The 24,044-nt window shown below is 62.2% G+C and carries 18 protein-coding genes; 16 read left to right on the forward strand and 2 right to left on the reverse strand.

Annotated features, from left to right (window positions below):
- The 6 genes from hrpA to F7R19_RS23065 all read left to right on the forward strand — a co-directional run.
- On the forward strand, positions 1-3,987 hold a 3,987-nt coding region (gene hrpA, locus F7R19_RS23040; protein WP_409364603.1), incomplete at its 5' end, for an ATP-dependent RNA helicase HrpA.
- Positions 3,988-4,149: 162 nt separating this feature from the next.
- On the forward strand, positions 4,150-5,136 hold the full coding sequence (locus tag F7R19_RS23045) for a YVTN family beta-propeller repeat protein (RefSeq protein ID WP_061958045.1): 987 nt from the start codon (positions 4,150-4,152) through the stop codon (positions 5,134-5,136).
- A gap of 7 nt (positions 5,137-5,143) precedes the next feature.
- Positions 5,144-6,004, forward strand: coding sequence for a polysaccharide deacetylase family protein (locus F7R19_RS23050; protein WP_150982139.1), 861 nt, complete (start codon positions 5,144-5,146; stop codon positions 6,002-6,004).
- Positions 6,004-6,999 (forward strand): sterol desaturase family protein, encoded by a 996-nt coding sequence (locus F7R19_RS23055; RefSeq protein ID WP_150982140.1) that lies wholly within the window; start codon positions 6,004-6,006, stop codon positions 6,997-6,999. Before F7R19_RS23050 ends, F7R19_RS23055 begins: the two co-directional genes overlap by 1 nt.
- Before the next feature lie 67 nt (positions 7,000-7,066).
- Positions 7,067-7,933, forward strand: coding sequence for an EI24 domain-containing protein (locus F7R19_RS23060; RefSeq protein WP_150982141.1), 867 nt, complete (start codon positions 7,067-7,069; stop codon positions 7,931-7,933).
- Positions 7,934-7,955: 22 nt separating this feature from the next.
- Positions 7,956-8,756 (forward strand): competence/damage-inducible protein A, encoded by an 801-nt coding sequence (locus tag F7R19_RS23065; RefSeq protein WP_061958049.1) that lies wholly within the window; start codon positions 7,956-7,958, stop codon positions 8,754-8,756.
- Between the two features lie 77 nt (positions 8,757-8,833).
- Here F7R19_RS23065 and F7R19_RS23070 read toward each other — a convergent pair whose 3' ends face one another.
- Positions 8,834-9,298: a rhodanese-like domain-containing protein gene (locus F7R19_RS23070; protein WP_150982142.1), complete on the reverse strand. Its 465-nt coding sequence runs from the start codon at positions 9,296-9,298 to the stop codon at positions 8,834-8,836.
- Between the two features lie 525 nt (positions 9,299-9,823).
- Between F7R19_RS23070 and F7R19_RS23075 the strand changes: the two genes are divergently transcribed.
- The 4 genes from F7R19_RS23075 (at position 9,824) to ntrC (ending at position 14,756) form a co-directional block, all read left to right on the forward strand.
- Positions 9,824-11,239, forward strand: coding sequence for a 3-hydroxylaminophenol mutase (locus F7R19_RS23075; RefSeq protein ID WP_061958051.1), 1,416 nt, complete (start codon positions 9,824-9,826; stop codon positions 11,237-11,239).
- 136 nt (positions 11,240-11,375) lie between these two features.
- On the forward strand, positions 11,376-11,948 hold the full coding sequence (locus F7R19_RS23080; protein WP_150982143.1) for a DUF4124 domain-containing protein: 573 nt from the start codon (positions 11,376-11,378) through the stop codon (positions 11,946-11,948).
- 6 nt (positions 11,949-11,954) lie between these two features.
- Positions 11,955-13,118, forward strand: a complete 1,164-nt coding sequence (gene glnL / locus F7R19_RS23085; protein ID WP_150982144.1) for a nitrogen regulation protein NR(II) — start codon at positions 11,955-11,957, stop codon at positions 13,116-13,118.
- An 81-nt stretch (positions 13,119-13,199) separates the two neighbouring features.
- Positions 13,200-14,756 (forward strand): nitrogen regulation protein NR(I), encoded by a 1,557-nt coding sequence (gene ntrC / locus F7R19_RS23090; RefSeq protein ID WP_150982160.1) that lies wholly within the window; start codon positions 13,200-13,202, stop codon positions 14,754-14,756.
- A 66-nt stretch (positions 14,757-14,822) separates the two neighbouring features.
- On the opposite strand, the gene F7R19_RS23095 is transcribed toward ntrC, so the two are convergent.
- Entirely contained in the window at positions 14,823-15,626 is an 804-nt protein-coding gene (locus F7R19_RS23095) for an HAD-IIB family hydrolase (protein ID WP_150982145.1), read from the reverse strand.
- 204 nt (positions 15,627-15,830) lie between these two features.
- On the opposite strand from F7R19_RS23095, the gene ugpB reads away from it, so the two are divergent.
- From ugpB to F7R19_RS23125, 6 genes are all read left to right on the forward strand, one after another.
- Positions 15,831-17,141 carry a sn-glycerol-3-phosphate ABC transporter substrate-binding protein UgpB gene (gene ugpB, locus F7R19_RS23100; RefSeq protein ID WP_061958055.1) on the forward strand — a complete coding sequence of 437 codons (1,311 nt, stop codon included), beginning with the start codon at positions 15,831-15,833 and terminating at the stop codon, positions 17,139-17,141.
- 87 nt (positions 17,142-17,228) lie between these two features.
- A complete protein-coding gene (gene ugpA, locus F7R19_RS23105) occupies positions 17,229-18,110 on the forward strand; it encodes a sn-glycerol-3-phosphate ABC transporter permease UgpA (RefSeq protein ID WP_061958056.1) in 882 nt (293 codons plus the stop codon).
- Between the two features lie 14 nt (positions 18,111-18,124).
- Positions 18,125-18,973 carry a sn-glycerol-3-phosphate ABC transporter permease UgpE gene (ugpE, locus tag F7R19_RS23110; protein WP_150982146.1) on the forward strand — a complete coding sequence of 283 codons (849 nt, stop codon included), beginning with the start codon at positions 18,125-18,127 and terminating at the stop codon, positions 18,971-18,973.
- A 9-nt stretch (positions 18,974-18,982) separates the two neighbouring features.
- The gene (locus F7R19_RS23115; protein WP_061958058.1) at positions 18,983-20,095 is read left to right on the forward strand and encodes a sn-glycerol-3-phosphate import ATP-binding protein UgpC; all 1,113 of its coding nucleotides are present in this window, start codon (positions 18,983-18,985) and stop codon (positions 20,093-20,095) included.
- Positions 20,092-20,844, forward strand: coding sequence for a glycerophosphodiester phosphodiesterase (gene ugpQ, locus F7R19_RS23120; RefSeq protein ID WP_061958059.1), 753 nt, complete (start codon positions 20,092-20,094; stop codon positions 20,842-20,844). Before F7R19_RS23115 ends, ugpQ begins: the two co-directional genes overlap by 4 nt.
- A gap of 280 nt (positions 20,845-21,124) precedes the next feature.
- On the forward strand, positions 21,125-23,977 hold the full coding sequence (locus tag F7R19_RS23125; RefSeq protein WP_061958060.1) for a 2-oxoglutarate dehydrogenase E1 component: 2,853 nt from the start codon (positions 21,125-21,127) through the stop codon (positions 23,975-23,977).
- Positions 23,978-24,044 lie beyond the last annotated feature (67 nt).

Consider the following 24,044-nt stretch of genomic DNA (forward strand, 5'->3'; position numbering starts at 1 on the left):
AGACCAGCAACGAAGGGCGCGCCGCCGCTGGGTCCGCAGGCCGCCCCGCACGCGCCTCGCCCGGATGGCGAGCCGCGTCGCGGTCGCCCCGAGCAAGCGCCACGTCCCCCGCGGGCTGCCCGTCAGGAAGGCGCCGAACGTCCGCCGCGCGGCGATGGCGCCGAGCGCCGTCCGCCCCGTCCGCCGCAGCCGGCGCGTCTGGCCAATCCGTTGCCTGAGATTACCTTTCCGGAAGCCTTGCCGGTGTCGGCGCGGCGCGACGAGATTGCCGCTGCGTTGCTGGCCAATCAGGTCGTCATCGTCTCGGGCGAGACCGGCTCAGGCAAGACCACCCAGTTGCCGAAGATCGCGCTGTCCATCGGGCGCGGCCCGGCGCGCGAAGGCAAGCCGGGCGGAGGACTGATCGGTCACACCCAGCCGCGCCGGATCGCCGCGACTTCCACGGCCAAGCGGATCGCGCAGGAGCTGGGAACGCCGATCGGCGAGCATGTCGGCTATCAGGTGCGGTTCAACGACGCGATGTCGGCGGGCGCGTCGGTCAAGCTGATGACCGACGGCATCCTGCTGGCCGAGACCCAGAACGATCCGCTGCTGCGCGCGTACGACACGATCATCATCGACGAGGCGCACGAACGCAGTCTCAATATCGACTTCCTGATCGGATACCTGCGCCAAATCCTGCCCAGGCGTCCCGATCTCAAGCTGATCATCACGTCGGCGACCATCGATGCGCAGCGCTTTGCCGAGCATTTCGCGCGTGACGGCAAGCCAGCGCCGGTCATCGAGGTCAGCGGCCGGCTGTATCCGGTCGAAATTCGTTATCGGCCGATCCAGGCAGACCAGCCCGCCGACGGCGCGCCGCGTTCGGACAAGGCGCGCGAGCGAGACCTGTACGATGGCATCGTCGACGCCGTGGACGAGCTATGCCGGCTCGGACCCGGCGACGTGCTGGTGTTCCTGCCCGGCGAGCGCGAGATTCGCGAGGCCGCCGAGGCGCTGCGCAAGCACCACCCGCCGCACACCGAGATCCTGCCGCTGTTCGCGCGGCTCTCCGTGCAGGAGCAGGAGCGCGTATTCAAGCCGTCGAACGCCCGGCGCATCGTGCTGGCCACTAACGTGGCGGAGACTTCGCTGACCGTGCCCGGCATTCGCTATGTGGTCGATACCGGCCTGGCGCGGGTCAAGCGCTACTCCTACCGCAACAAGGTGGAGCAGCTGCAGATCGAGTCGATTTCCCAGGCCGCTGCGAACCAGCGCGCGGGCCGATGCGGCCGCGTGGCCGACGGCGTCTGCATCCGGCTCTACGAAGAAAGCGATTTTGCGGGCCGGCCGCGCTTCACCGATCCCGAAATCCTGCGCTCGTCGCTGGCGGCGGTGATCCTGCGCATGAAAGCGCTGCGGCTGACCGATATCGAGGCATTCCCGTTCATCGAGCCGCCGCTTGGCCGTGCCATTGCCGACGGCTACCAGTTGCTGCAGGAGCTTGGCGCGCTGGACGAAGCCAATCAGTTGACCGGCACGGGGCGCCAGTTGGCCAAGTTGCCGCTGGATCCGCGCGTGGCGCGCATGATTCTGGCTGCAAAGGACCAGCATTGCCTGCGCGAAGTCCTGATCATCGCCAGCGCGCTTTCGGTGCAGGACCCGCGCGACCGTCCTCAGGAGGCCCAGGAGGCCGCGGATCAGGCGCACCGCAAGTTCGTCGACGAAAGATCGGAGTTCCTGGGCTGGGTGAAGCTCTGGAAGTGGTTCGAGGACGCCGTCGCGCACAAGAAAACCAATCGGCAATTGCAGGAACAATGCCGCAGTCATTTCCTGTCGCATGTGCGCCTGCGCGAATGGCGCGACGTGCATTCGCAACTCCATACGACGGTCAGCGAACAGGGCTGGCGCCTGAACGACAGCGAACCAACCTTCGAACAACTGCACAAGGCGTTGCTGACGGGGCTGCTGGGCAATGTCGGACTGAAGCTGGACGAAGCCGATGGCAAGGGCCGCGAATATCTTGGCGCGCGCGGCATCAAGTTCCATCTGTGGCCGGGGTCGTTGATCGCTCGCAAGGTCGGCCGCTGGATCATTGCCGCGGAACTGGTGGAGACCAGCCGCCTGTATGCGCGCACGCTGGCGCGGATCGAGCCCGAATGGGTCGAACAGGTCGGCAAGCATCTGCTCAAGGTCAGCTGGAGCGAGCCGCATTGGGAAAAGAAGGCCGGTCAGGTGCTGGCGCTGGAGCGTGGCACGCTGTACGGCTTGCCGATCTATCAGCACCGACGCGTGCATTTCGGTCCGATGAATCCGTCGGAGGCGCGCGAGATCTTTATCCGCAGCGCCTTGGTCGAGGGTGAATTCGACACGCGGTTGCCGTTTTTTGCGCATAACCAGCGGCTGGTACGCGAGATCGAGAACCTCGAACACAAGGCGCGCCGGCAGGATGTGCTGGTGGACGACGTATTGATCTTTGCCTTCTACGACAAGGCGATCCCGGCCGACATCCACAACCAGGTGGCGTTCGAGAAGTGGTATCAGGCCGAGTCGGCCAAGGATCGCAAGCTGCTTTACCTGAATCGCGACGAGCTGATGCGCCACGAGGCGGCCGGCATTACCACGGACCTGTTTCCGAAGGTGCTGCCGATCGCGGGGATCGACATGGCTTTGTCGTACCACTTCGAGCCCGGCAGCCACCGCGATGGCGTGACGCTGACGGTGCCGCTGTACGCGCTCAATCAGGTGCGCGCCGAGCGTGCGGACTGGCTGGTGCCCGGCATGATCAAGGAGAAGGTGCATCTGCTGCTGAAGTCGCTGCCGCAGAAGCTGCGCCGCCATTGCGTGCCGTTGCCGGATTACGCGGCGGGTTTTGTCGATCGCCGGCCGTTTGGCGAAGGCGAATTGCTGGACGTGCTGATTGCGGACATCCGGGAGCAAACCGGCACGATGATCAAACGCGCCGATTTCAAGCTCGAAACGCTGCCGGCGCACCATTTCATGAATTTCAAGGTGATCGACGAACACGGTCGCCAGCTCGATGTGGGCCGCAATCTGGCCCAGTTGCGCGCGGAGTTCGGGGGGCAGGCGCAGCAGTCGTTCCAGAATATTGCCGCGCGCGATGTGCCGGCCGCCGAGGCCGGCCAGTACGAGAACCTCACGTCGTGGTCATTCGGCGAACTGCCGGAACTGCTGGAAATCCGCAAGGGCAACCAGACGCTGTTCGGCTACCCGGCGCTGGTTGACCATGGCGACCATTGCGATGTCGAGGTCTTCGACGATCCACAGGAGGCCATCCGCGTACACCATGCCGGGCTGCGCCGGTTGTTCGCGCTGCAGTTGCGCGAGCAGGTGAAGTTCATCGAAAAGAACATTCCCAACCTGCAGCAGATGTCGATGCAGTACATGACGATCGGCACGCAGGAGGAACTGCGCAGCCAGATCGTCTCGATGGCGTTGGAGCGCGCCTGTCTGCAGGCGCCGCTGCCGCGCAACGAAGCCGAATTCAACGCGCGCAAGGAAGAGGGACGCGCACGGCTGTCGCTGCTGGCGCAGGAAATCGCGCGGCTGGTCGGCACGATCCTGGCCGAATACGCGGCGCTGCCGCGCAAGCTGCTGCAGGCCAAGCCGTTTGGCTCCGCCTATCAGGATCTGGAAGGCCAACTGGGCCGGCTGATGACCAAGTCGTTTGTCATCGATACGCCGTACAACCAGCTGGTGCACTTTCCGCGCTATCTCAAGGGAATGGCGATGCGCGTGGACAAGCTCAAAGGCGATCCGGCGCGCGACGCCCAGCGCATTCAGGAAATGTCGCCGCTGGTACAGCAATGGCAGCGCGCCGAGAAACAGATCCGGGCGCAAGGCCGTGGCGCGACCGATGCGCGGCTCGACGAATTCCGATGGATGCTTGAGGAGTTGCGCATCGCGCTGTTCGCGCAAGAGTTGCGTACGCCGCAGCCGATGTCGGTGAAGCGACTGCAAAAAGTGTGGGAATCGATGCAGCGCTGATTCTCGGACAGCCAGTGCGGCGATGCCCCTGGCTGACTTTTCCCTGCCACGGACCGGGCACATGTATCTAAATGTAAGAGGCGCTTAAGATTCTGTGTCCGACGTCATCGCATCCCGGCGGCGAAACGTTAGAATGCCCGATTCCTTTGAATTAACGGTCTTATGCTCGCATTGCGTCGTGTAGCGGCTGGCGTGGTTTCGGTTGGCGCCTTGGCCTTGGCCCTTGTGTCCGCCCCAGCGCTTGCAGAGGTGGTGGTGATCCTCAATTCTGGTGACGCAAGCGTCACGCTGATCGACAAGGACACCCAGAAAGTCATTGAGACCTTTCCCGTCGGCAAGGAGCCGCATCATCTGATCGCCACGCCGGATGACAAGTCGCTGATCGTCGCAAACGCGGTGGGCAACGATCTGGTGTTTCTCGATCCGGTAACGGGCAAGGTGCAGCAGCGTGTGCCCAATATCGACGATCCGTATCAGGTCGGGTTTTCGCCGGACCAGAAGTGGTTTGTCGCTACCGGCAACCGACTGGATCGGGTGGATGTCTATCGCTGGGACGGTCACCAGCTCAAGATGGCGCGGCAGTTTCCGCTTGCAAAGACGCCCAGCCACATCGCCTTCACGGCCGACAGCCGGATTGCCTTTGTCACGCTGCAGGATTCCAACCAGATCGCAGCGATCGACCTGAACACGCTGACCGTCCTGTGGACCATGGAAGCCGGCTCGGCCCCGGCGGGCATCTGGGTGACGCCAGACCAGAAATATTTGCTGGTAGGCATGACGGGCGCCGACTATGTCGCCGTGATCGACTGGCGCACGCGCACCGTGGTCAAGCAGATCCAAACCGGCAAAGGTGCCCACAACTTCCGCGCCGTGGGCGACAAGCGGCATCTGTTCCTGACCAACCGGGTGTCGGGTTCGATCAGTATCATCGACCAGCAGACGCTGTCGAAGGTGGGTGATATTACGGGCCTGCTGCCGGGCCCCGACGATATGGAACTGACCGCCGACGGCAAGACGCTGTGGGTGACCTTCCGCTGGGCGCGGTCGGTAGGTCTGATCGATGTGGCCAGCCGCAAGCTGGTCAAGACCATTCGCGTCGGCAAGTCGCCGCACGGGATCTACTTCAAGACCCGCGCGCCGCTGTATTGAGGACATCATGCGCAGGACGATTTCCCGCATTGCCGCGCTGGCGCTGGGCATCACGGCCACCGTGACCCTTGCCGCGGAGTCCGCGCCTGCGGAGCGGGCATGCCGCGCCGGCACGCTGTACCTGACGTTCGACACCGGCAGCATGAGCCAGGCCGAGTTGATCGCACGCACGCTGCGCAAGCATCACATCCGCGCCACTTTCTTTCTGGCCAACGAGCCAACCGTCAACAAGGACAGTTCGCTCGACGCGAGCTGGGCGCCATACTGGAAATCGCTGGCGGCTGACGGCCATGCCTTCGGCACGCATACTTTCGATCACGTCTACCTGCGCAGCGTGACGGGCGGCAAGGTCACGATGCGCCCGCAGTTCGGCCAGCATGGCGGCAAGGATGTGGTCATGGACGAAGCGGCGTTCTGCGGTGAATTGCGTCGCAGCGCCGAGGCATTCCAGTCGATGACGGGGCAGCCGATGGCGCCGCTCTGGCGCGCGCCGGGCGGCCGCACCTCGCCGCAGACGCTGGCGTGGGCGGAGCAATGCGGCTTCCGACATGTGGGCTGGGCGCCGGCCGGATTCCTGGGCGACGAGCTGTCGTCCGAGAAATTTCCGAACCAGGCGCTGCTCGACAAAGCCTTGCGCGATCTGCGGGACGGCGATATCACCATGGCACATCTCGGCATCTGGTCACGCAAGGACGCCTGGGCGCCAGCCGTGCTCGAGCCATTGATCAGCGGGCTGGAACAGAAGGGCTTCTGCTTCGCCACGCTGCGCGAGCATCCGCAATACAAGGGCTGGATCGCTCAGCGCGGGCCCGTGCGCGCCGGGCAGCCAGCGGCGACGGAAGCCACTGCAACGGGGTCGAAACGGTAATGTGGGACGCTTTCACTAACTGGCTCAATCTCTGGGTCGGCCAGATCGAAGCCACGGTCTTTCAGGACGCCATATTGCCTGTGGTCTACAACCTCGGGTTTGGCGGCTATGCCGAAGACGCATTCACCGGCACGGAATGGCTGCTGGTGGGCGTGGTCCAAATCGCGGTGATGGTGCTGATCCTCGGCCCACTGGAGAAGCTACGTCCGGTCGAGCGGGTGACCGACCGCCGGGCCATCCGCACGGACATTTTCTATACATTGATTCACCGCCTGGGTCTGTTCCGGCTGGCCATGTTCTTCCTGCTGGCGCCGCTGATGGATTCGATCGAAGGACATTTGCGCCTGCTGGGCTGGCAGCGCGTCAATGTCGAAGACTGGTGGCCGGGCGTTACGTCGGTTCCGCTGGTCAGCTTCTTCGTTTACCTGCTGTTGTTCGACCTGCTCGACTACTGGTATCACCGGCTGTCGCACACCTACCGTTGGTGGTGGAGCCTGCATGCCGTCCATCACAGCCAGCAGCAGATGACCCTGTGGAGCGACAATCGCAACCATCTGCTCGACGATATTCTGCGGGATTTCGTCTTTGCGACCGTCGCGCTTGCGGTGGGCGTGGAGCCGTCGCAGTACGTGCTGCTGGTCGCACTGTCCCAGTTGCTGCAAAGCCTGCAGCACGCCAACCTGCGTCTGCATTTCGGCTGGCTCGGCGAGCGCCTGCTGGTCTCGCCGCGGTTCCATCGCACGCACCACGCGGTGGGCCTGGGTCACGAGCGCCAGGGCAAGGATGGCAAGCCAGCGCGTCTGGGCGGCTGCAACTATGGGGTGATCTTCCCGTGGTGGGACATGCTGTTCCGCACGGCCGTGTTCACCCAGTCCTACTATCCCACCGGGATCCGCGACCAAATGCCGCCGCCGACGGGGCGGGGCCGCAACTACGGCGCCGGTTTCCTGTCCCAGCAGTGGCTGGGCATCAAGCGACTGCTGCGGCTTGGGTGACGGGCAGTGCCCCATGCTGTGCTAGGCTTGCCTGGCTTCCCGGGGCTCTCCTCAATCTCTTGACTGCATGAACGATATCTTCCGCTCGTTTGCCCGTGCGCTGGTCAGCCAGTTGCATCCGCGCATGCTGATGCTGACCGTGGTTCCCTTCATTCTCGCGACCGTCCTCTGGGGCGGCATGCTGTGGTGGGGCTGGGAACCGATCATGACCACCGCGCGAACCTTGCTTGAAGGATCCGCATTCACCAGCTGGATCTATTCGATGCTCGACTGGCTGGGCCTGCAGTCGCTGCGTACGGTGGTGGCACCACTGTTCGTGCTCACGCTGGCGATTCCGCTGGTGATCGCCTCGATGCTGATTTTCATCAGTCTGTTTTCGGTGCCGGCGGTAGTCAGGCATCTGGATCGCAGCTATCCCGATCTGCTCAAGGCGCACGGCGGCAGCATTGCCGGCAGCGTGTTTCAGGCGCTTGGCAACACGGTGGTGTTTCTGTTGTTGATGATCGTCACCTTGCCGCTCTGGCTGATTCCGCCATTTTTTGCCTTGATCCCACCGGTGCTGTGGGGGTGGCTGACCTATCGGGTGATGACTTACGACGCGCTGTCGGAGCATGCCACGGCGGAGGAGCGCAAGACGCTCATGAAACGCCACCGTGTGCCGCTGCTGGCGATTGGCGTGGCGGTGGGCCTGCTGGGTTCCGCGCCGACCTTGCTGTGGGTCTGGTCCGCTGTCATCATCTTCCTGTTCCCGGTGGTGCTGGCCGGCACGCTGTGGCTCTACGTGCTGATATTCATTTTTTCGGCGTTGTGGTTTGGCCACTATTGCCTGCGCGCCCTGGCCGATCTGCGCGCCGAGCGCGCCGCGGCGGCGCCGCCCGCTCCCGACGTGATCGATCTGTCGCCGTCCGACGTGCGTCGCATCGAGCAATCCTGAATACGGAAAACAAGAGGGCATCATGGGTTTTGGTTTGATTGTCATCGGCGACGAAATCCTGTCCGGGCGCCGTGAAGACAAGCACATGCGCAAGGCGATCGAATTGCTGAACGCGCGCGGCCTGGCGTTGAACTGGGCGGAATACATCGGCGACGAGCGCGACCGCATCACCGCCACGCTGCGCCGCACGTTTGCTAGCAGCGATATCGTGTTCTGCACCGGCGGCATTGGCGCCACGCCCGATGACCACACTCGGCAATGCGCCGCCGCGGCGCTGGGTGTGGAACTGGCGCTGCATCCCGATGCGCGCGAACAGATCGCGCTGCGCATTGCAGAATCGGCCGAAGGCGATCCGGTCAAGGCCGACCTGAACCGCCCCGAAAACCAGCATCGCTTCAAGATGGGCGAATTCCCGGTGGGCGCGCGCATCATCCCGAACAGCTACAACCGCATTCCCGGCTTCTCGGTGGCGGATCACCATTTCATGCCGGGTTTTCCGGTCATGGCGTGGCCGATGATGGAATGGGTGCTCGACCATTACTACGCGCCTCTGTTCCATCGCGATGCCGAGCAGGCGCGCGCGTTTTATGTGTTCGAAGCGCCGGAATCCACGCTGACGCCGCTGATGGAGCAGGTAGAGGCCGCCTATCCGGGTATTCGTGTGTTCAGCCTGCCGTCGGTCGGCGATGTCAGCCGCGGCGATCGCTTTGCGCGCCGCCATATCGATCTTGGCGTCAAGGGCCTGGCAGAATCGGTCCCGGCCGCCTACGCAATGCTGTTCGAAGGGGTACGCGCGATGGGCTTCGAGATTGTCGAGCAGTAGCGCATCCCGAATCGCCGCCAAAAAACAAAAGACGCCGCAAGGCGTCTTTTTGCTTTCGAGGCCAACGGTGGCGCGATCTACGCGCCGTGCCAGGGCAGGCCACGGAAACACCAGCCCTCCACGGTCTTGCGGTGATGGTGGTCATCGCGAGCGCCTTCGAATCCTTCCAGCACGTCGATGGCGAACTGGTAGCCCGCTTCGGTGGCAATGCGGGCGGCGTGCTTCGAGCGCGCGGCACTGCGGCACAGAAACAGCACCGGCGCGTCCTGCGGGACACGCGCCTTCAATTCAGCGACGAAATCAGGATTCTGCGTGCCGCCCGGATAAGTCGACCATTCCACATGGGCAAACTGTTCGTCGGGAATGGCGACGCCGCCGACCCAGTCAAGTTCCGCCTGGGTGCGGACATCCACCAGAACGGCTTTGGGATCGGCCTGCAGCAGCGCATGCGCTTCTTCGGGGCTCAGAGCGCCGAAGTACGCCAGCTGGCCTTGTTGCTGCCGTTCCTTGGCAGTCTGAAGGAGAGAGTCTCGGGTAGTCATCTTTTGTGACATGGTCAAGGTAGTTGGACAGGCGCCGCGTACGACGTCGCAAAACCACGCCATTCGTCGTGGCACTGGGAAGCGCATGAATTCGGCGCTATTCTAGCGCGCGGCCGTTGGCCGAAATGGATGGTCCCGAAAAAACTGCGTAGGTGCGCCACGCGACTCACCCCAATTCGGTGCGTAATTCACCGGGATGCACAATATAAGTGCACTCCCTTGATGAATGCACCTTTATGGTGTTTCCTGATGAGGTTGCAGGTGGGGCGTGGCGCGCGTGCGCGAGCTTGAGCGGCGAACGACGCGAAGTTGTATGCAATCCGCCAACCCCGCTGCGGTGCGGACTTGTCCGCCGATGCACGCTTTTCGGGAAGTCCGGGCGATTACCGGCGGATGGGGGGCTTTCGTTGGCATGCTTTCTGCTAACATTCCTCGTCCCTTTTGGGGTGGTCTGGATCGAAGCAAAGATCGACCGCACCAACAATGGCTTTCTCAGACACAGCCTCGAATTTCCAGGAGATAGGCATGGCGCACAGCGTTGCAGATGTGATGAAGCTCGTGAAGGAAAACGACGTCAAGTTCGTTGATTTCCGTTTCACGGATACCAAGGGCAAGGAACAGCACGTGTCGGTTCCGACGTCGCACTTCGATGAAGACAAGTTCGAAAGCGGCCATGCCTTTGACGGTTCGTCCATCGCCGGCTGGAAGGGTATCGAAGCATCGGACATGCTGCTGATGCCGGATGCGGGCACCGCCCACATCGACCCCTTCTACGAAGAACCCACCCTGGTACTGACCTGCGACGTGATCGAACCCTCGGATGGCAAGGGTTATGACCGCGACCCGCGTTCGATCGCCAAGCGCGCCGAAGCCTACCTGAAGAGCACCGGCCTGGGCGACACCGCTTTCTTCGGTCCGGAACCCGAATTCTTCATCTTCGACGGCGTGACCTGGAACATCGACATGCAGGGTTGCTCGGTCAAGATCAACTCCGAAGAAGCACCCTGGTCGTCGGGCAAGGAATTCGAGCATGGCAACAGCGGCCACCGTCCGGGCAAGAAGGGCGGCTACTTCCCGGTTGCGCCGATCGACACGTTCCAGGACATGCGTTCGGAAATGTGCCTGATTCTGGAATCGCTGGGCATTCCGGTTGAAGTCCACCACCACGAAGTGGCTGGCCAGGGCCAGAACGAAATCGGCACCAAGTTCAGCACGCTGGTGCAGCGCGCCGACTGGACGCAACTGCAGAAGTACGTGATCCAGAACGTCGCGCACACCTATGGCAAGACCGCCACGTTCATGCCGAAGCCGGTCGTGGGCGACAACGGTTCGGGCATGCACGTTCACCAGTCGGTCTGGAAGGACGGCCAGAACCTGTTCGCTGGCAACGGCTATGCCGGTCTGTCGGAATTCGCGCTGTACTACATCGGCGGCATCATCAAGCACGCTCGCGCGCTGAACGCCATCACCAACCCGGGCACGAACTCGTACAAGCGTCTGGTGCCGGGCTTCGAAGCGCCGGTGAAGCTGGCCTACTCGGCCCGCAACCGTTCGGCTTCGATCCGCATTCCGTACGTGGCGAATCCGAAGGGCCGCCGCATCGAAACGCGCTTCCCGGATCCGCTGATGAACCCGTACCTGGGCTTCTCGGCGCTGCTGATGGCCGGCCTGGACGGTGTGATGAACAAGATCCACCCGGGCGAAGCTGCCGACAAGAACCTGTACGATCTGCCGCCGGAAGAAGACGCAAAGATCCCGACCGTCTGCTCGAGCCTCGACCAGTCGCTGGAGTACCTGGACAACGATCGTGAGTTCCTGACCCGCGGCGGTGTGTTCTCGAACTCGATGATCGATGCGTACATCGAACTGAAGATGGAAGAAGTCACGCGTTTCCGCATGACGACGCACCCGATCGAGTTCGACATGTACTACTCGCTGTAAGCGCGCACGTGCGTTGCCAGGTTGTTGCCGGGCAACAGTTGCACCAGGAAGGGGCGGCCTCGGCTGTCCCTTTTTGTTTTGAAACGAAGTTGATCGCTAGAATGGGGATCTTTCCCTAACCGTCATGTCGATGTTCATGGAAGCGATTTCTAGCAAGATTTTCGGCCGCATCGGCCCGGTGCTCCCGCACCAAATGCGCGTGGGATTCCCTGTTCTGGTGATGTCGGCGGCTTTGGCGCTGGCCGCGTGGAGCGCGCCGGCTGCCGCGCAGGCGTCCGATGTCTATATGTGCAAGGGCGCCAATGGCGTGCCGGAGTATCGCAACGGCAATCCGGGCAACAGCCGTGACTGCAAGAAGCTCAACCTGCCCGATGTGGTGACCGTGCCCGGCACGCGCAGCGGCCCCGCGGCGTCCGGCGCGGCCAAGTCCGCGGCCGTTTCGCCGGCGGCTTTTCCTCGTGTCGACAGCGCCACGCAGAAGAATCGCGACAGCGAACGCCGCGCGGTGCTCGAGCAGGAACTGCAGAGCGAGCAGGGCAAGCTTGCTGGCTTGCGGGCCGAATACAACAACGGCGAACCCGAGCGCCAGGGAAATGAGCGCAATTATCAGAAATACCTGGATCGCACGGCCCGGCTGCGCGATGACATTACCCGCAGCGAGGCAAACGTGGCCTCGCTTCAGCGGGAGCTTTCGAATCTGAAGGACTAACAGCCCATGCGTCGCCTTATCCGCGGAGTCTCGCGCAAAGTCACCGGTGTGGATCGCAAGCCAGAGCCCGTCGGTCCGGACGAGGGCGATTCATACGTGCGGCCGCTTGGCGACGTGATCTTCCACCCCGGCCTCGATGTGGTGGCCAATCCTGTGCTGATGGTGCGCCAGCCCGGGCTGCGCGTGGTCTACGCCAACCCCGCTGCGGAGGCGAGCTTTGCCGTGTCGCGCAAGGCCATGGTGGAGCTCTCCCTACCTGATCTGTTCGGCGCGTCGGAAGAACTCGACACGATGATCGAGACCGTGATCGCGCGGCAGGTGGACGTGCGGCGTCAGGATCTGGTTCTGCGTCCGCCGCTGCAGGAACCGTTGCATGCGCATGTGGTGATCGGCGGCATCGAGGGGTTTTCCAGCATCGTGCTGGTCGAGATTCTGCTCAACGAGCAAAAGGTGCGCAGCGAGCGCGAAGAGCGAATTCTGGACCTGACGTCTGCCAACAAGGAACTGATCCGCAATCTGGCCCACGAGATCAAGAACCCGCTCGGCGGTATCCGCGGCGCGGCGCAGCTTCTGGAATTCGAGTTGCCGGAACGCGCCTTGCGCGAGTACACGCAGGTCATCATCAAGGAATCCGACCGGCTGCAAACGCTGGTAGATCGTCTGCTGGAACCGCACCGGCATCCCCACATCGTTTCCGAGCTCAACATTCACGAGGTGCTGGAGCGTGTGCGTTCGGTGGTGTTGGCCGAGTTTCCGAATGGGCTCGATATCGTTCGCGACTACGATGCGAGCCTGCCGGACCTGCGCGGCGATATGGAGCAGCTGATCCAGGCCGTGCTGAACATCGTGCATAACGCCGCGCAGGCCTTGAGCGAGCGCATCGCAAATGGCGACGCGCAGATCGTGTTGCGTACCCGTGTGGCGCGTCAGGTCACGATTGCAAAGCGTTTGTACAAGCTGGCATTGGATTTGCATGTGATAGACAACGGCCCGGGCATCCCCGAGGACATTCGTGAACGCATCTTCTATCCGTTGGTATCGGGCAGGGATGGCGGGAGCGGTCTCGGTCTCACACTCGCTCAAACCTTCGTGCAGCAGCACGAGGGCTTGATCGAATGCGAGAGCCGGCCGGGCTGTACCGACTTCCGTATCCTGTTGCCGCTGCATTGACCGCCGTACGATTTGGCCGATGCGGCAGGCGTGGCGGGTAGCACGGGAGACCACATGACACCGAGCAGACAAGCGACGCACATGAAGCCGATCTGGATAGTCGACGACGATCAATCAATCCGCTGGGTCCTGGAAAAGGCCCTTGCCCGTGAAAGCCTGCTCTCCCGCAGTTTTACCAATGTGCGCGACGTGCTCGCGGCATTGGAAGACGATGAGCCGCAGGTCCTGATTTCCGATATCCGCATGCCGGGCGGATCCGGCCTCGATTTGCTGCAGGCCATCAAGGCGCGCCATCCCGGCCTGCCGGTCATCGTGATGACTGCGTACTCCGATCTGGACAGCGCAGTGGCGGCATTTCAGGGCGGTGCGTTTGAATACCTGGCCAAGCCGTTCGATGTCGACAAGGCCGTCGAATTGATTCGCCGCGCGCTCGAGGAGAGTCTGCGCGAAGAGGAAATGGACGACCGGCTAGTCGATGCGCCCGAGATCCTGGGCCAGGCGCCCGCGATGCAGGACGTGTTCCGCGCGATCGGACGTCTGTCGCAATCGAATGTGACGGTGATGATCACGGGCGAATCCGGGACCGGCAAGGAACTCGTCGCGCGCGCGCTGCACAAGCACAGTCCGCGCGCCAATGGGCCCTTCATTGCACTGAACACGGCCGCCATTCCCAAGGATCTGCTCGAGTCCGAACTGTTCGGCCACGAGCGCGGCGCATTCACCGGCGCACAGACGATGCGCCGCGGTCGTTTCGAACAAGCCGAAGGCGGCACGCTGTTTCTCGACGAAATCGGCGACATGCCGTTCGATCTGCAGACGCGGCTCCTGCGCGTGCTGTCGGATGGCAATTTCTATCGCGTCGGTGGCCACAACCCGTTGCGCGCCAATGTGCGAGTGATTGCCGCCACGCACCAGAATCTTGAGACGCGCGTGAAGGAGGGACTGTTCCGCGAGGACTTGTTCCACCGGCTCAACGTGATCCGGTTGCGCCTGCCACCGCTGCGCGAGCGGCCCGAGGACATTACGCTGCTGGCCCGGCATTTCCTGCAGAAAAGTGCCAAGGAACTGGGCGTCGAACCAAAACGCATGTCCGACGACGCGCTCGGTTATGTCAGCACGCTGCCGTTCCCGGGCAATGTGCGACAGCTCGAAAACCTCTGCAACTGGCTCACCGTGATGGCGCCGGCGCAGACGATCGAAGTCAAGGATCTGCCGCGCGAGATGATCGACGCAGGACATGGCGACAGCCTGTCGGTAGCGCGTCCGATCAATGATCCGCGTCCGGGCGCTCCCGAGTACGATGCGCCGGATGCGGCCGACTACGCCATGAATGCGGGCGAGGGCGATACGATGCTCGCCACGCGTCCGCCGGTGGTCGCGCCGGCTGCGGCGGTGGCGCCTGCCTATGCCGCGGCTGCGCTTTCCCAAAGCTGGGAAAACCTGCTCGCAGGCGAAGCGAAGACCATGCTTGAATCGGGACAGACGGAAGTCATGGATGTGCTGACGCGACGCTTCGAGAAAGCGGTGCTGGAAGCCGCGCTTGGCGTGACGCGGGGCCGCCGTGTCGAGGCCGCGACGCGTCTTGGCATCGGTCGCAATACGATCACTCGCAAGCTGCAGGAGCTCGGCTTCGATTGATCTGGGGCCGTTGCCGGTTGCCCCTTGCCTCGTTGTGTAGGCGAGGGGCGCGGCCCGCGCAATATATCAGAAACCCTTGGCCCGCAGCACTCGCTCGGCCATCTCCGCGAATCCTTCCCCGCCGGCGGACTCGGTAATGTAAGCCGGCTTCTCCGGCAGCTTGTCGAGGATGTCCCGCACGTTCGCCACGCCGACCGACAACGGGAAATGCCCGAACATCGCCACATCATTGGCCGAATCGCCGATGAACAGCCATTCGTCGCGACTGGCGTCGATGTCATCCCCCAGTAGTTCCTTGACGCACAGTCGGCTCATCGACAACTTGTCGTGCCGGCCAAACCAGCCGTTGACGTGAATCGAGCTGACCGTCGCGGTCATGCCGGCGCTGCGCATCATGGCAGCGATACGGTCGACCGCCGCTTGCGGAAGCGGTGTCACGTCTTCCGCGTGATCGATCGCGAGGTCCGCCGCGTGCCACGCCTGGTCTGACGCCAGCGCGCTGCCAGGTACTTCGCGCAGGATTTCCTGGCCCAGCGCATGGATACGGTAGAGGTTGGCGTCCCGGGTTGCTGCATCGTCCAGATAGCGTGTGACCAGCTTGCCATGGGTCAGATGCGAGTAGAACGCGCCGTTTTCGCCGATGATCGCGTCAACGGGCCAGAGGCGCGTCAGGATTTCGGCCCAGGCGATGCAGCGCCCGGTGACCGGGATCACGTGCAGTCCGGCGCGTGACAGGCGGTCCAGCGCCAGATATGTCGATGCGGGCAAGCGGCCATCGGTGGTCAAGGTGCCGTCGATATCGGTCAGGATTCCCCGGACACGGCGCAGCGCGCCATCGGGCAATGCGGAAAATGGGATCGGTTCGGTCATGGCGGCAAATTGTAGTCCCGGATGGCCAGCATGGGCCGATTGTCAGTCGTCAATATGCTGCAACATTCGCTTCTGCAAGGCGGGTTTGCCCGGTGTTCCGTGACAAGAGAGCGGCGTAACATCCCTGTCACAAAAAATGCATACAGTCGGTCGCTTTTTCAAAAAAATCGTCGGACCGAAGTTACAGCCTCAGGAGAAAATCCCATGTCGTTTCCACGCTTCGCATTGAAGTTCGCCGCAGTGGCCAGTCTTGCGCTGGCCGGTACAGCCCACGCGGCTGTTGAGATTCAGTGGTGGCACGCCATGCAGGGCGCGCTGAACGACAAGGTCAACGAGATCGCCAACAAGTTCAACGCCAGCCAGTCCGATTACAAGATCGTGCCGGTCAACAAGGGCAATTACGACGAGACGATGGCCGCCGGCATTGCGGCGTTCCGCGCCGGCGGCGCGCCGGCAATCCTGCAGGTGTTCGAGGTCGGCACCGCGACGATGATGAGCGCGAAAGGCGCCATCAAGCCGGTTTCGGTGGTCATGAAGGAAGCCGGCGAGAAATTCGACCAGAAGGCGTATATCCCGGCAGTGGCTGGTTACTACACGTCGTCGAAGGGCGAGATGCTGTCGTTCCCGTTCAACAGCTCGACCACGGTCTTCTATTACAACAAGGACGCATTCAAGAAGGCCGGACTTTCCGCGCCGCCGAAGACCTGGCCCGAAGTCATGCAGTATTCGGCCAAGCTCAAGGCATCGGGCACGAATTGCGCCTACACCACCGACTGGCAAAGCTGGGTGCATCTGGAGAGCTTCTCGGCCTGGCACAACACCCTGTTTGCCAGCAAGAACAACGGTTTTGGCGGCACCGACGCGCGACTGGTATTCAATAGTCCGCTGCATGTGAAGCACATCACCAATCTGCAGGAAATGGTCAAGAAGGGCTATTTCAGCTACGGCGGCCGCAAGTCGGAGTCTCAGGCCAAGTTCTATAACGGTGAATGCGCAATGTTCACGGGCTCGTCGGCTTCGCTGGCGAATATCCGCAAGAACGCGAAGTTCCAGTTTGGCGTTTCGCAGTTGCCGTATTACCCGGACGTTGCCGGCGCGCCGCAGAACACTATTATCGGCGGCGCCTCGCTGTGGGTAATGGGCGGCAAGAAGGCGGAAGAATACAAGGGCGTTGCCAAGTTCTTCACGTTCCTGTCGCAACCGGAAATTCAGTCCGACTGGCACCAGGCTACCGGCTACTTGCCGGTCACGATGGCTGCTTATGAGCTGACCAAGAAGTCCGGCTATTACGAAAAGAACCCGGGTGCCGACGTGTCGGTCGAGCAAATGGTGGTGAAGACCACGGACAAATCCCGTGGCGTGCGCCTCGGTAATCTCGTGCAGATCCGCACCATCGTCGACGAGGAACTCGAGTCGGTGTGGGCAGGCAAGAAGGAGCCGAAAGCAGCGCTCGATGCGGCCATCGCGCGTGGCAACGAGCAACTGGAACGCTTCCAGAAGACCGCAAGGGAATAAGCCGGCGGGCAGCTGCCCCGGGGCTGAGGCGGGCGGCGGGATAACCGTCGCCCGCTTGCATTTGTTTGTGTTAGCGGAATCCTGATAATGGAAAAGCGCGTCGTATTCCGGTCGCCGTGGTTGCCGTATCTGCTGGTCATGCCGCAGATCGTCATCACGCTGGTCTTCTTCTTTCTGCCCGCCGGGCAGGCGTTGTGGCAGTCGATGCTGCAGCAGGATGCCTTCGGCATCAATCTCGACTTCGTCGGAGCGGACAATTTCATGGCGCTCTGGAACGATCCGAATTACCTGGAGTCGTTTCAGGTCACTGCGATATTCGCGATCGGCGTAACCGTGGTCGGGCTGTCGGTGGCGCTGTTGCTGGCCTATTTTGCCGACCGCGTGGTGCGTGCGGCCACCGGCTACAAGACGTTGCTGATCTGGCCGTATGCGGTGGCACCGGCCGTGGCGGGCGTGTTGTGGATGTTTATGTTCAACCCCACGCTCGGTGTCGTGTCGTACGCGCTGCGCACGATGGGCGTGGACTGGAATTATCTGCTCGACAGCAAGCAGGCCCTGGCATTGGTGATATTGGCAGCAGCGTGGAAGCAGATCAGCTACAACTTCCTGTTCTTCCTGGCGGGCCTGCAAAGTATTCCGAAATCGCTCATCGAGGCGGCGGCCATTGACGGCGCAGGCCCTTGGAAGCGTTTCTGGTCGATCATTTTCCCGCTGCTTTCGCCGACGACGTTTTTCCTGCTGGTCATCAATATCGTCTACGCGTTCTTCGACACCTTTGCAATCATCGATGCGGTGACGCACGGCGGGCCGTTCAACTCAACCAACACGCTGGTCTACAAGGTGTTCCATGACGGCTTTCGCGGCATGGATATCGGTGGGTCGGCGGCGCAGTCGGTGGTGCTGATGGTGATCGTGATCGCGCTGACCGTGGTGCAGTTCCGATTCGTGGAACGCAAGGTCCAGTACTGACAGGAGGCAGTCAAATGATAGAACGTCGTCCTGTGCTGGACTTTATTTCGCACCTGGTGCTGATCACCGGCATTTTGGTGGTCGCTTTTCCGGTGTATCTCACCTTCGTTGCCTCGACACTGACGGCGGAGCAGGTGCTGGACGCGCCAATGACGCTGTTGCCCGGCAGTCATTTGATCGAGAATTACCGAACCGTGCTGTTCCATGGCGTGGGCGAATCGGCGGCGCCGGTTTCCACAATGATGAAGAACAGCCTGATCATGGCGCTGGGTATTGCATTGGGCAAGATCGCCATCTCGATTATCTCGGCGTTCGCGATCGTCTATTTCCGCTTTCCGCTGCGCAAGACGTTTTTCTGGATGATTTTCGTCACGCTAATGCTGCCGGTGGAAGTGCGGATTCTGCCGACGTACAAGGTGGTCTCGGATCTCGGCCTGCTCGATAGCTATTTTGGATTGACCATCCCGATCATTGCATCGGCGACAGCCACATTCCTGTTTCGTCAATTTTTCCTGACCATTCCCGATGAACTGGCGGAAGCCGCGCGTATCGACGGCGCGGGGCCGCTGCGTTTTTTCTGGGACGTGGTGCTGCCGCTGTCGCGCACCAGTATCGCGGCGCTGTTTGTAATCCAGTTCATTTACGGATGGAATCAGTATCTTTGGCCGCTGCTGATTACCACCCAGAAATCGATGACACCGGTGGTGGTCGGTGTCACGCAAATGATTTCCCGCTCCGGCGATGCGGCCACCGACTGGAACCTAGTGATGGCCACCGTAATGCTGGCGATGATTCCGCCGGCCGTGGTGGTGGTGTTGATGCAACGCTGGTTCGTCAAGGGCCTGGTGGAAACGGAAAAGTAAAGGCAATCCATGGCAAAGCTGTCTCTTCGCAATGTTCAGAAGACTTATGTCGGTGGTGCGCAAGTCGTGCACGGCATCGATATGGAAATCGGCGATGGCGAGTTCATCGTGATAGTCGGCCCGTCGGGCTGCGGTAAATCTACGCTGTTGCGCATGGTGGCGGGGCTCGAGACCATTACCGGCGGCGAGGTGCATATCGGCGGCAAGGTGGTCAACGACCTGGAACCCGCCGAGCGCGATATCGCGATGGTGTTCCAGAACTACGCGTTGTATCCGCATATGAGCGTGTACGACAACATGGCATATGGGCTGAAAATCCGCGGCATGCCGAAGGCCGAAATCGAACAGCGCGTACGGCATGCCGCCGATATTCTGGAACTGGCGCCGTTGCTAGATCGCAAGCCGCGCGCGCTGTCAGGCGGCCAGCGCCAGCGCGTGGCCATGGGGCGCGCCATTGTGCGGGAGCCCGCCGTGTTCCTGTTCGACGAGCCGCTATCGAATCTCGATGCCAAGCTGCGCGTGCAAATGCGGCTGGAGTTGAAGGACCTGCACCGTCGTCTCAAGACCACCAGCCTCTATGTGACCCACGATCAGGTCGAAGCCATGACGCTGGCTGACCGCATGATGGTGCTCAACGGCGGTCGGGTGGAGCAGATCGGTACGCCGCTCGAGGTCTATTCGCGTCCGGCCAGCACGTTCGTGGCCGGCTTTATCGGCTCGCCGCCGATGAACCTCGTGCCCGTGGTACGCAATGGCGCGGGGCAGGGCGAGGCCGCGCAGATGCGTGTGGTGCCAAAGGAAGGGCAGGCCGGGACCGCCGCAACGCTTGGACATCTGCCGATGGGCCTGCACCTGCCGGAGCAGGCGCTGCTGGGATTGCGACCCGAGCATGTCGAACCCTGCGCCGCGCACGAGGCCATCGCACAGGTCGATGTGCGTGTGGTGGAAGCACTGGGGGCCGATTCCTTTGCGTATGGCACGCTGGGCGGGCAGCCGATCGTCGTACGGCTCGACAGCCAGATGCACGTGCGCGCCGGCGACCAACTGCCGATCACGGCATCGGCCGACCATCTGCATTTCTTCGATATGCAACACGGCAAGCGCATCGAGGCCAGGGCATGACAGGAAAGGATTGGGCGTATCCGCGCTTCATCGCGCATCGTGGCGCCGGCAAGTTGGCGCCCGAAAATACTTTGGCTGCAATCCGGCACGGCGCATCATTCGGCTACCGAATGTTCGAGTTCGACGTGAAGCTGTCGGGCGATGGCAAGGCGGTGCTGATGCACGACGCCACGCTGGATCGGACGACGTCTGGTTCCGGGCGCGTCGATGCGCTGACAATGGGGGAGCTGGCGGCGCTGGATGCCGGCAGCTGGCATGGCCCGGCCTTTGCCGGCGAGCCGATTCCCACGCTGGCCGCCGTTGCGCGCTATACGCAGGCCAATGGATTCCTGGTCAATATCGAAATCAAGCCAGTGCCCGGCGCGGAGCATCGCACCGGCGCTGCAGTGGCGCTTGATGCGCTTTCGCTGTGGAAAGGCGCCGCTGTGCCGCCGTTGCTGTCATCGTTTTCTGAAGAGGCGCTTGCCGCGGCGCGGGATGTCGCGCCCGGGCTGCCCCGCGCACTGCTTCTGGATAAACTGCCAGCAGACTGGCTGGAACGGCTGAAGCGGCTCGATTGCGTGGCGCTCGACGCGAATCACCGCGAGCTGGACGACCAGGTCATCGCGGCTGCGCATGCGGCCGGCTTCAAGGTGCTGTGCTACACAGTGAACGATCCGCAAAGGGCGCGGGACCTTGTCTCATGGGGACTCGACGGTCTGATTACCGATGCGGTGGACCAGATCGCGCCCGATTCGGCCAAGACCTGAACAGAGTGTCTGAATTTTGCATCACGAAAAGTCCCCGCGGTTTTTAGGCAAACGTGCTATGCTTCGCGAGTGAAGACTTAGGTCCTTCCCCGCACAACTTGCCCTTTCGGGTCTGGCGGCGAGACCGACAACCAGCGGCACCCAGCGGGTGCCGTTCGTTCAAGGTGGTTACCGCAGGACCCCCAAGAGTTGTTTGCAATCCGCTAACCGGTCAAGCCGTGTCGCGGAAGGTTGATGAACCCGCTTAACTCCGGCATACCCGGAGAATAGTGAGCGCCCCATGATGCAGCAGTATCAGAGCAATTCGTACCTCTTCGGCGGAAACGCCCCCTATGTGGAAGAGTTGTACGAGGCCTATCTCCAGAATCCCAGCTCGGTTCCCGACAATTGGCGCGCGTATTTTGACGCGATGCAGAATGTCCCGGCTGTGGATGGTTCCAACGCCCGCGATATTCCCCACGCACCGATCGTCGCCTCGTTTGCCGAGCGCGCCAAGCAGGGCCCCATCAAGACCATTGTTGCCTCGGCCGATTCCGATATGGGCCGCAAGCGCGTCGCTGCCACGCAGCTGATCGCCGCCTATCGCAACATCGGTTCGCACTGGGCGGATCTCGATCCGCTCAAGCGGCAGGAGCGTCCGCCCCTGCCTGACCTCGATCCCGCGTTCTACGGCTTCTCCGAGGCTGACCTCGACATCGTTTTCAATGCCAGCAATACGTATTTCGGCAAGGAATCGATGAGCCTGCGCGAGCTGCTCAACAATCTTCGCGAGACATACTGCGGCACCATCGGCGCCGAGTTCATGTACGTGAGCGACCAGGCGCAGAAGCGCTGGTGGCAGGAGCGTCTGGAAACCACGCGTTCCAAGCCCGTGTTCACGCTCGAAAAGAAGAAACACATCCTCGACCGCCTGACCGCTGCCGAAGGCCTCGAGCGCTTCCTCCACACCAAGTATGTCGGTCAGAAGCGTTTCTCGCTGGAAGGCGGAGAGAGCTTCATCGCCGCGATGGACGAACTGATCCAGCGCGCCGGTAGCAAGGGCGTGCAGGAAATCGTGATCGGCATGGCCCACCGCGGCCGTCTGAATGTGCTGGTCAACACGCTGGGCAAGATGCCCGCGGACCTGTTTGCCGAATTCGAAGGCAAGCATGTCGACGATCTGCCGGCTGGCGACGTGAAGTACCACAAGGGCTTTTCGAGCGATGTCTCGACCGAGGGCGGCCCTGTCCACCTGTCGCTCGCGTTCAACCCGTCGCACCTGGAAATCGTCAACCCGGTCGTGGAAGGTTCGGCCAAGGCGCGTCAGGAACGCCGTGGCGATGCCGGTCACAAGGAAGTGCTGCCCGTGCAGGTGCACGGCGACGCCGCCTTTGCCGGCCAGGGCGTGGTGATGGAAACGCTGAACCTCGCGCAAACGCGCGGTTACGGCACGGGCGGCACGATGCACCTGGTCATCAACAACCAGATCGGCTTCACCACTTCCGATCCGCGCGATGCACGTTCGACGCTGTACTGCACGGACGTGGTCAAGATGATCGAGGCGCCGGTGCTGCACGTGAACGGCGACGACCCCGAAGCCGTGGTCTACGCCATGCAGCTGGCCGTTGATTTCCGCATGGAATTCAACAAGGACGTCGTGGTCGATATCATCTGCTTCCGCAAGCTGGGCCACAACGAGCAAGACACGCCAGCGGTGACGCAGCCGCTGATGTACAAGAAGATCAGCCAGCATCCGGGCACGCGCAAGCTGTACGCGGACAAGCTGGTGGCGCAAAACCTGACCCCTGCCGATTTCGGCGACGAACTGGTCAAGAGCTATCGCGCCGCGATGGACGCCGGCAAGCACACCGTCGACCCCGTTCTGTCGAACTTCAAGAACAAGTTCGCCGTGGACTGGATGCCGTTCCTGAATCGCAAGTGGACGGACGCCGCTGACACTGCGGTGCCGGTGACGGAATTGAAGCGCCTGGCCGAGCGCATCACCACGATCCCCGATCACTTCAAGGTTCACCCGCTGGTGGAAAAGGTCATCAAGGACCGCGCCAACATGGGCAAGGGCGAACAGATGCTGGACTGGGGTATGGGCGAGCATCTGGCCTTCGCCTCGCTGGTCGCGTCGGGCTACCCGGTGCGTATCACCGGTCAGGATGCCGGTCGTGGAACGTTCACGCACCGCCATGCCGTGCTGCACGACCAGGCTCGCGAGCGCTGGGACGCCGGCACGTACATCCCGCTGCAGAATGTGTCCGAAAACCAGGCGCCGTTTACGGTGATCGACTCTGTGCTGTCGGAAGAAGCTGTGCTCGGCTTCGAATACGGTTTCTCGACCGCCGAACCGAACGCACTGGTGATCTGGGAAGCCCAGTTCGGCGACTTCGTCAACGGTGCGCAGGTCGTGATCGACCAGTTCATTTCGTCGGGTGAAGTGAAGTGGGGCCGCGCCTCGGGCCTGACGATGATGCTGCCGCACGGCTACGAAGGCCAGGGCCCGGAACACAGCTCGGCACGTATCGAGCGTTTCCTGCAGCTTTGCGCCGACCACAACATCCAGGTTGTGCAGCCGACCACGCCAGCCCAGATCTTCCACCTGCTGCGCCGCCAGATGATCCGTCTGTTCCGCAAGCCGCTGGTGATCATGACGCCGAAGTCGCTGCTGCGTAACAAGGATGCGGTCTCGCCGCTGTCCGATCTCGCCAAGGGCCACTTCGAAACGGTGATCCCCGACAACGAGGAACTGAACGCGAGCAAGGTCAAGCGCATCATCATGTGCTCGGGCAAGGTTTATTACGATCTGGTGAACACGCGCAAGGAGCGCGAAGCCACCGATACGGCAATTATCCGCCTGGAACAGCTGTATCCGTTCCCGCACAAGGCTGTGGCCGCCGAACTCAAGAAGTACCCGGCCGCGACCGAAATCGTGTGGTGCCAGGACGAACCGCAGAACCAGGGCGCCTGGTTCTTCGTTCAGCACTACATCATGGAAAACATGACGGAAGGCCAGAAGCTCGGTTATGCCGGTCGTCCCGCCTCGGCTTCGCCGGCGGTGGGCTACTACGCAAAGCACAACGAGCAACAGAAGGCGCTGCTGGACGCTGCGTTCTCCAAGCTCAAGGGCTTTGTTCTGACCAAGTAATTCGTTGGTGCCCGCGGCCGCGCACAGGGATACGCGCCGCGGTGTACCTGCCTGATACGAAACACAC

The sequence above is a fragment of the Cupriavidus pauculus genome (genome assembly GCF_008801835.1).
GTDB lineage: Bacteria > Pseudomonadota > Gammaproteobacteria > Burkholderiales > Burkholderiaceae > Cupriavidus > Cupriavidus pauculus.

Coding starts and splice junctions, on each gene's coding strand:
- F7R19_RS23095 (WP_150982145.1), bottom strand. CDS start 15,626: ATGACCGAACCGATCCCATTTTCCGCATTGCCCGATGGCGCGCTGCGC.
- F7R19_RS23080 (WP_150982143.1), top strand. CDS start 11,376: ATGGAAGCGATTTCTAGCAAGATTTTCGGCCGCATCGGCCCGGTGCTC.
- glnL (WP_150982144.1), top strand. CDS start 11,955: ATGCGTCGCCTTATCCGCGGAGTCTCGCGCAAAGTCACCGGTGTGGAT.
- F7R19_RS23055 (WP_150982140.1), top strand. CDS start 6,004: ATGTGGGACGCTTTCACTAACTGGCTCAATCTCTGGGTCGGCCAGATC.
- F7R19_RS23075 (WP_061958051.1), top strand. CDS start 9,824: ATGGCGCACAGCGTTGCAGATGTGATGAAGCTCGTGAAGGAAAACGAC.
- ntrC (WP_150982160.1), top strand. CDS start 13,200: ATGAAGCCGATCTGGATAGTCGACGACGATCAATCAATCCGCTGGGTC.
- F7R19_RS23065 (WP_061958049.1), top strand. CDS start 7,956: ATGGGTTTTGGTTTGATTGTCATCGGCGACGAAATCCTGTCCGGGCGC.
- F7R19_RS23060 (WP_150982141.1), top strand. CDS start 7,067: ATGAACGATATCTTCCGCTCGTTTGCCCGTGCGCTGGTCAGCCAGTTG.
- F7R19_RS23045 (WP_061958045.1), top strand. CDS start 4,150: ATGCTCGCATTGCGTCGTGTAGCGGCTGGCGTGGTTTCGGTTGGCGCC.
- F7R19_RS23125 (WP_061958060.1), top strand. CDS start 21,125: ATGATGCAGCAGTATCAGAGCAATTCGTACCTCTTCGGCGGAAACGCC.
- ugpQ (WP_061958059.1), top strand. CDS start 20,092: ATGACAGGAAAGGATTGGGCGTATCCGCGCTTCATCGCGCATCGTGGC.
- ugpE (WP_150982146.1), top strand. CDS start 18,125: ATGATAGAACGTCGTCCTGTGCTGGACTTTATTTCGCACCTGGTGCTG.
- ugpA (WP_061958056.1), top strand. CDS start 17,229: ATGGAAAAGCGCGTCGTATTCCGGTCGCCGTGGTTGCCGTATCTGCTG.
- F7R19_RS23115 (WP_061958058.1), top strand. CDS start 18,983: ATGGCAAAGCTGTCTCTTCGCAATGTTCAGAAGACTTATGTCGGTGGT.
- ugpB (WP_061958055.1), top strand. CDS start 15,831: ATGTCGTTTCCACGCTTCGCATTGAAGTTCGCCGCAGTGGCCAGTCTT.
- F7R19_RS23050 (WP_150982139.1), top strand. CDS start 5,144: ATGCGCAGGACGATTTCCCGCATTGCCGCGCTGGCGCTGGGCATCACG.
- F7R19_RS23070 (WP_150982142.1), bottom strand. CDS start 9,298: ATGACTACCCGAGACTCTCTCCTTCAGACTGCCAAGGAACGGCAGCAA.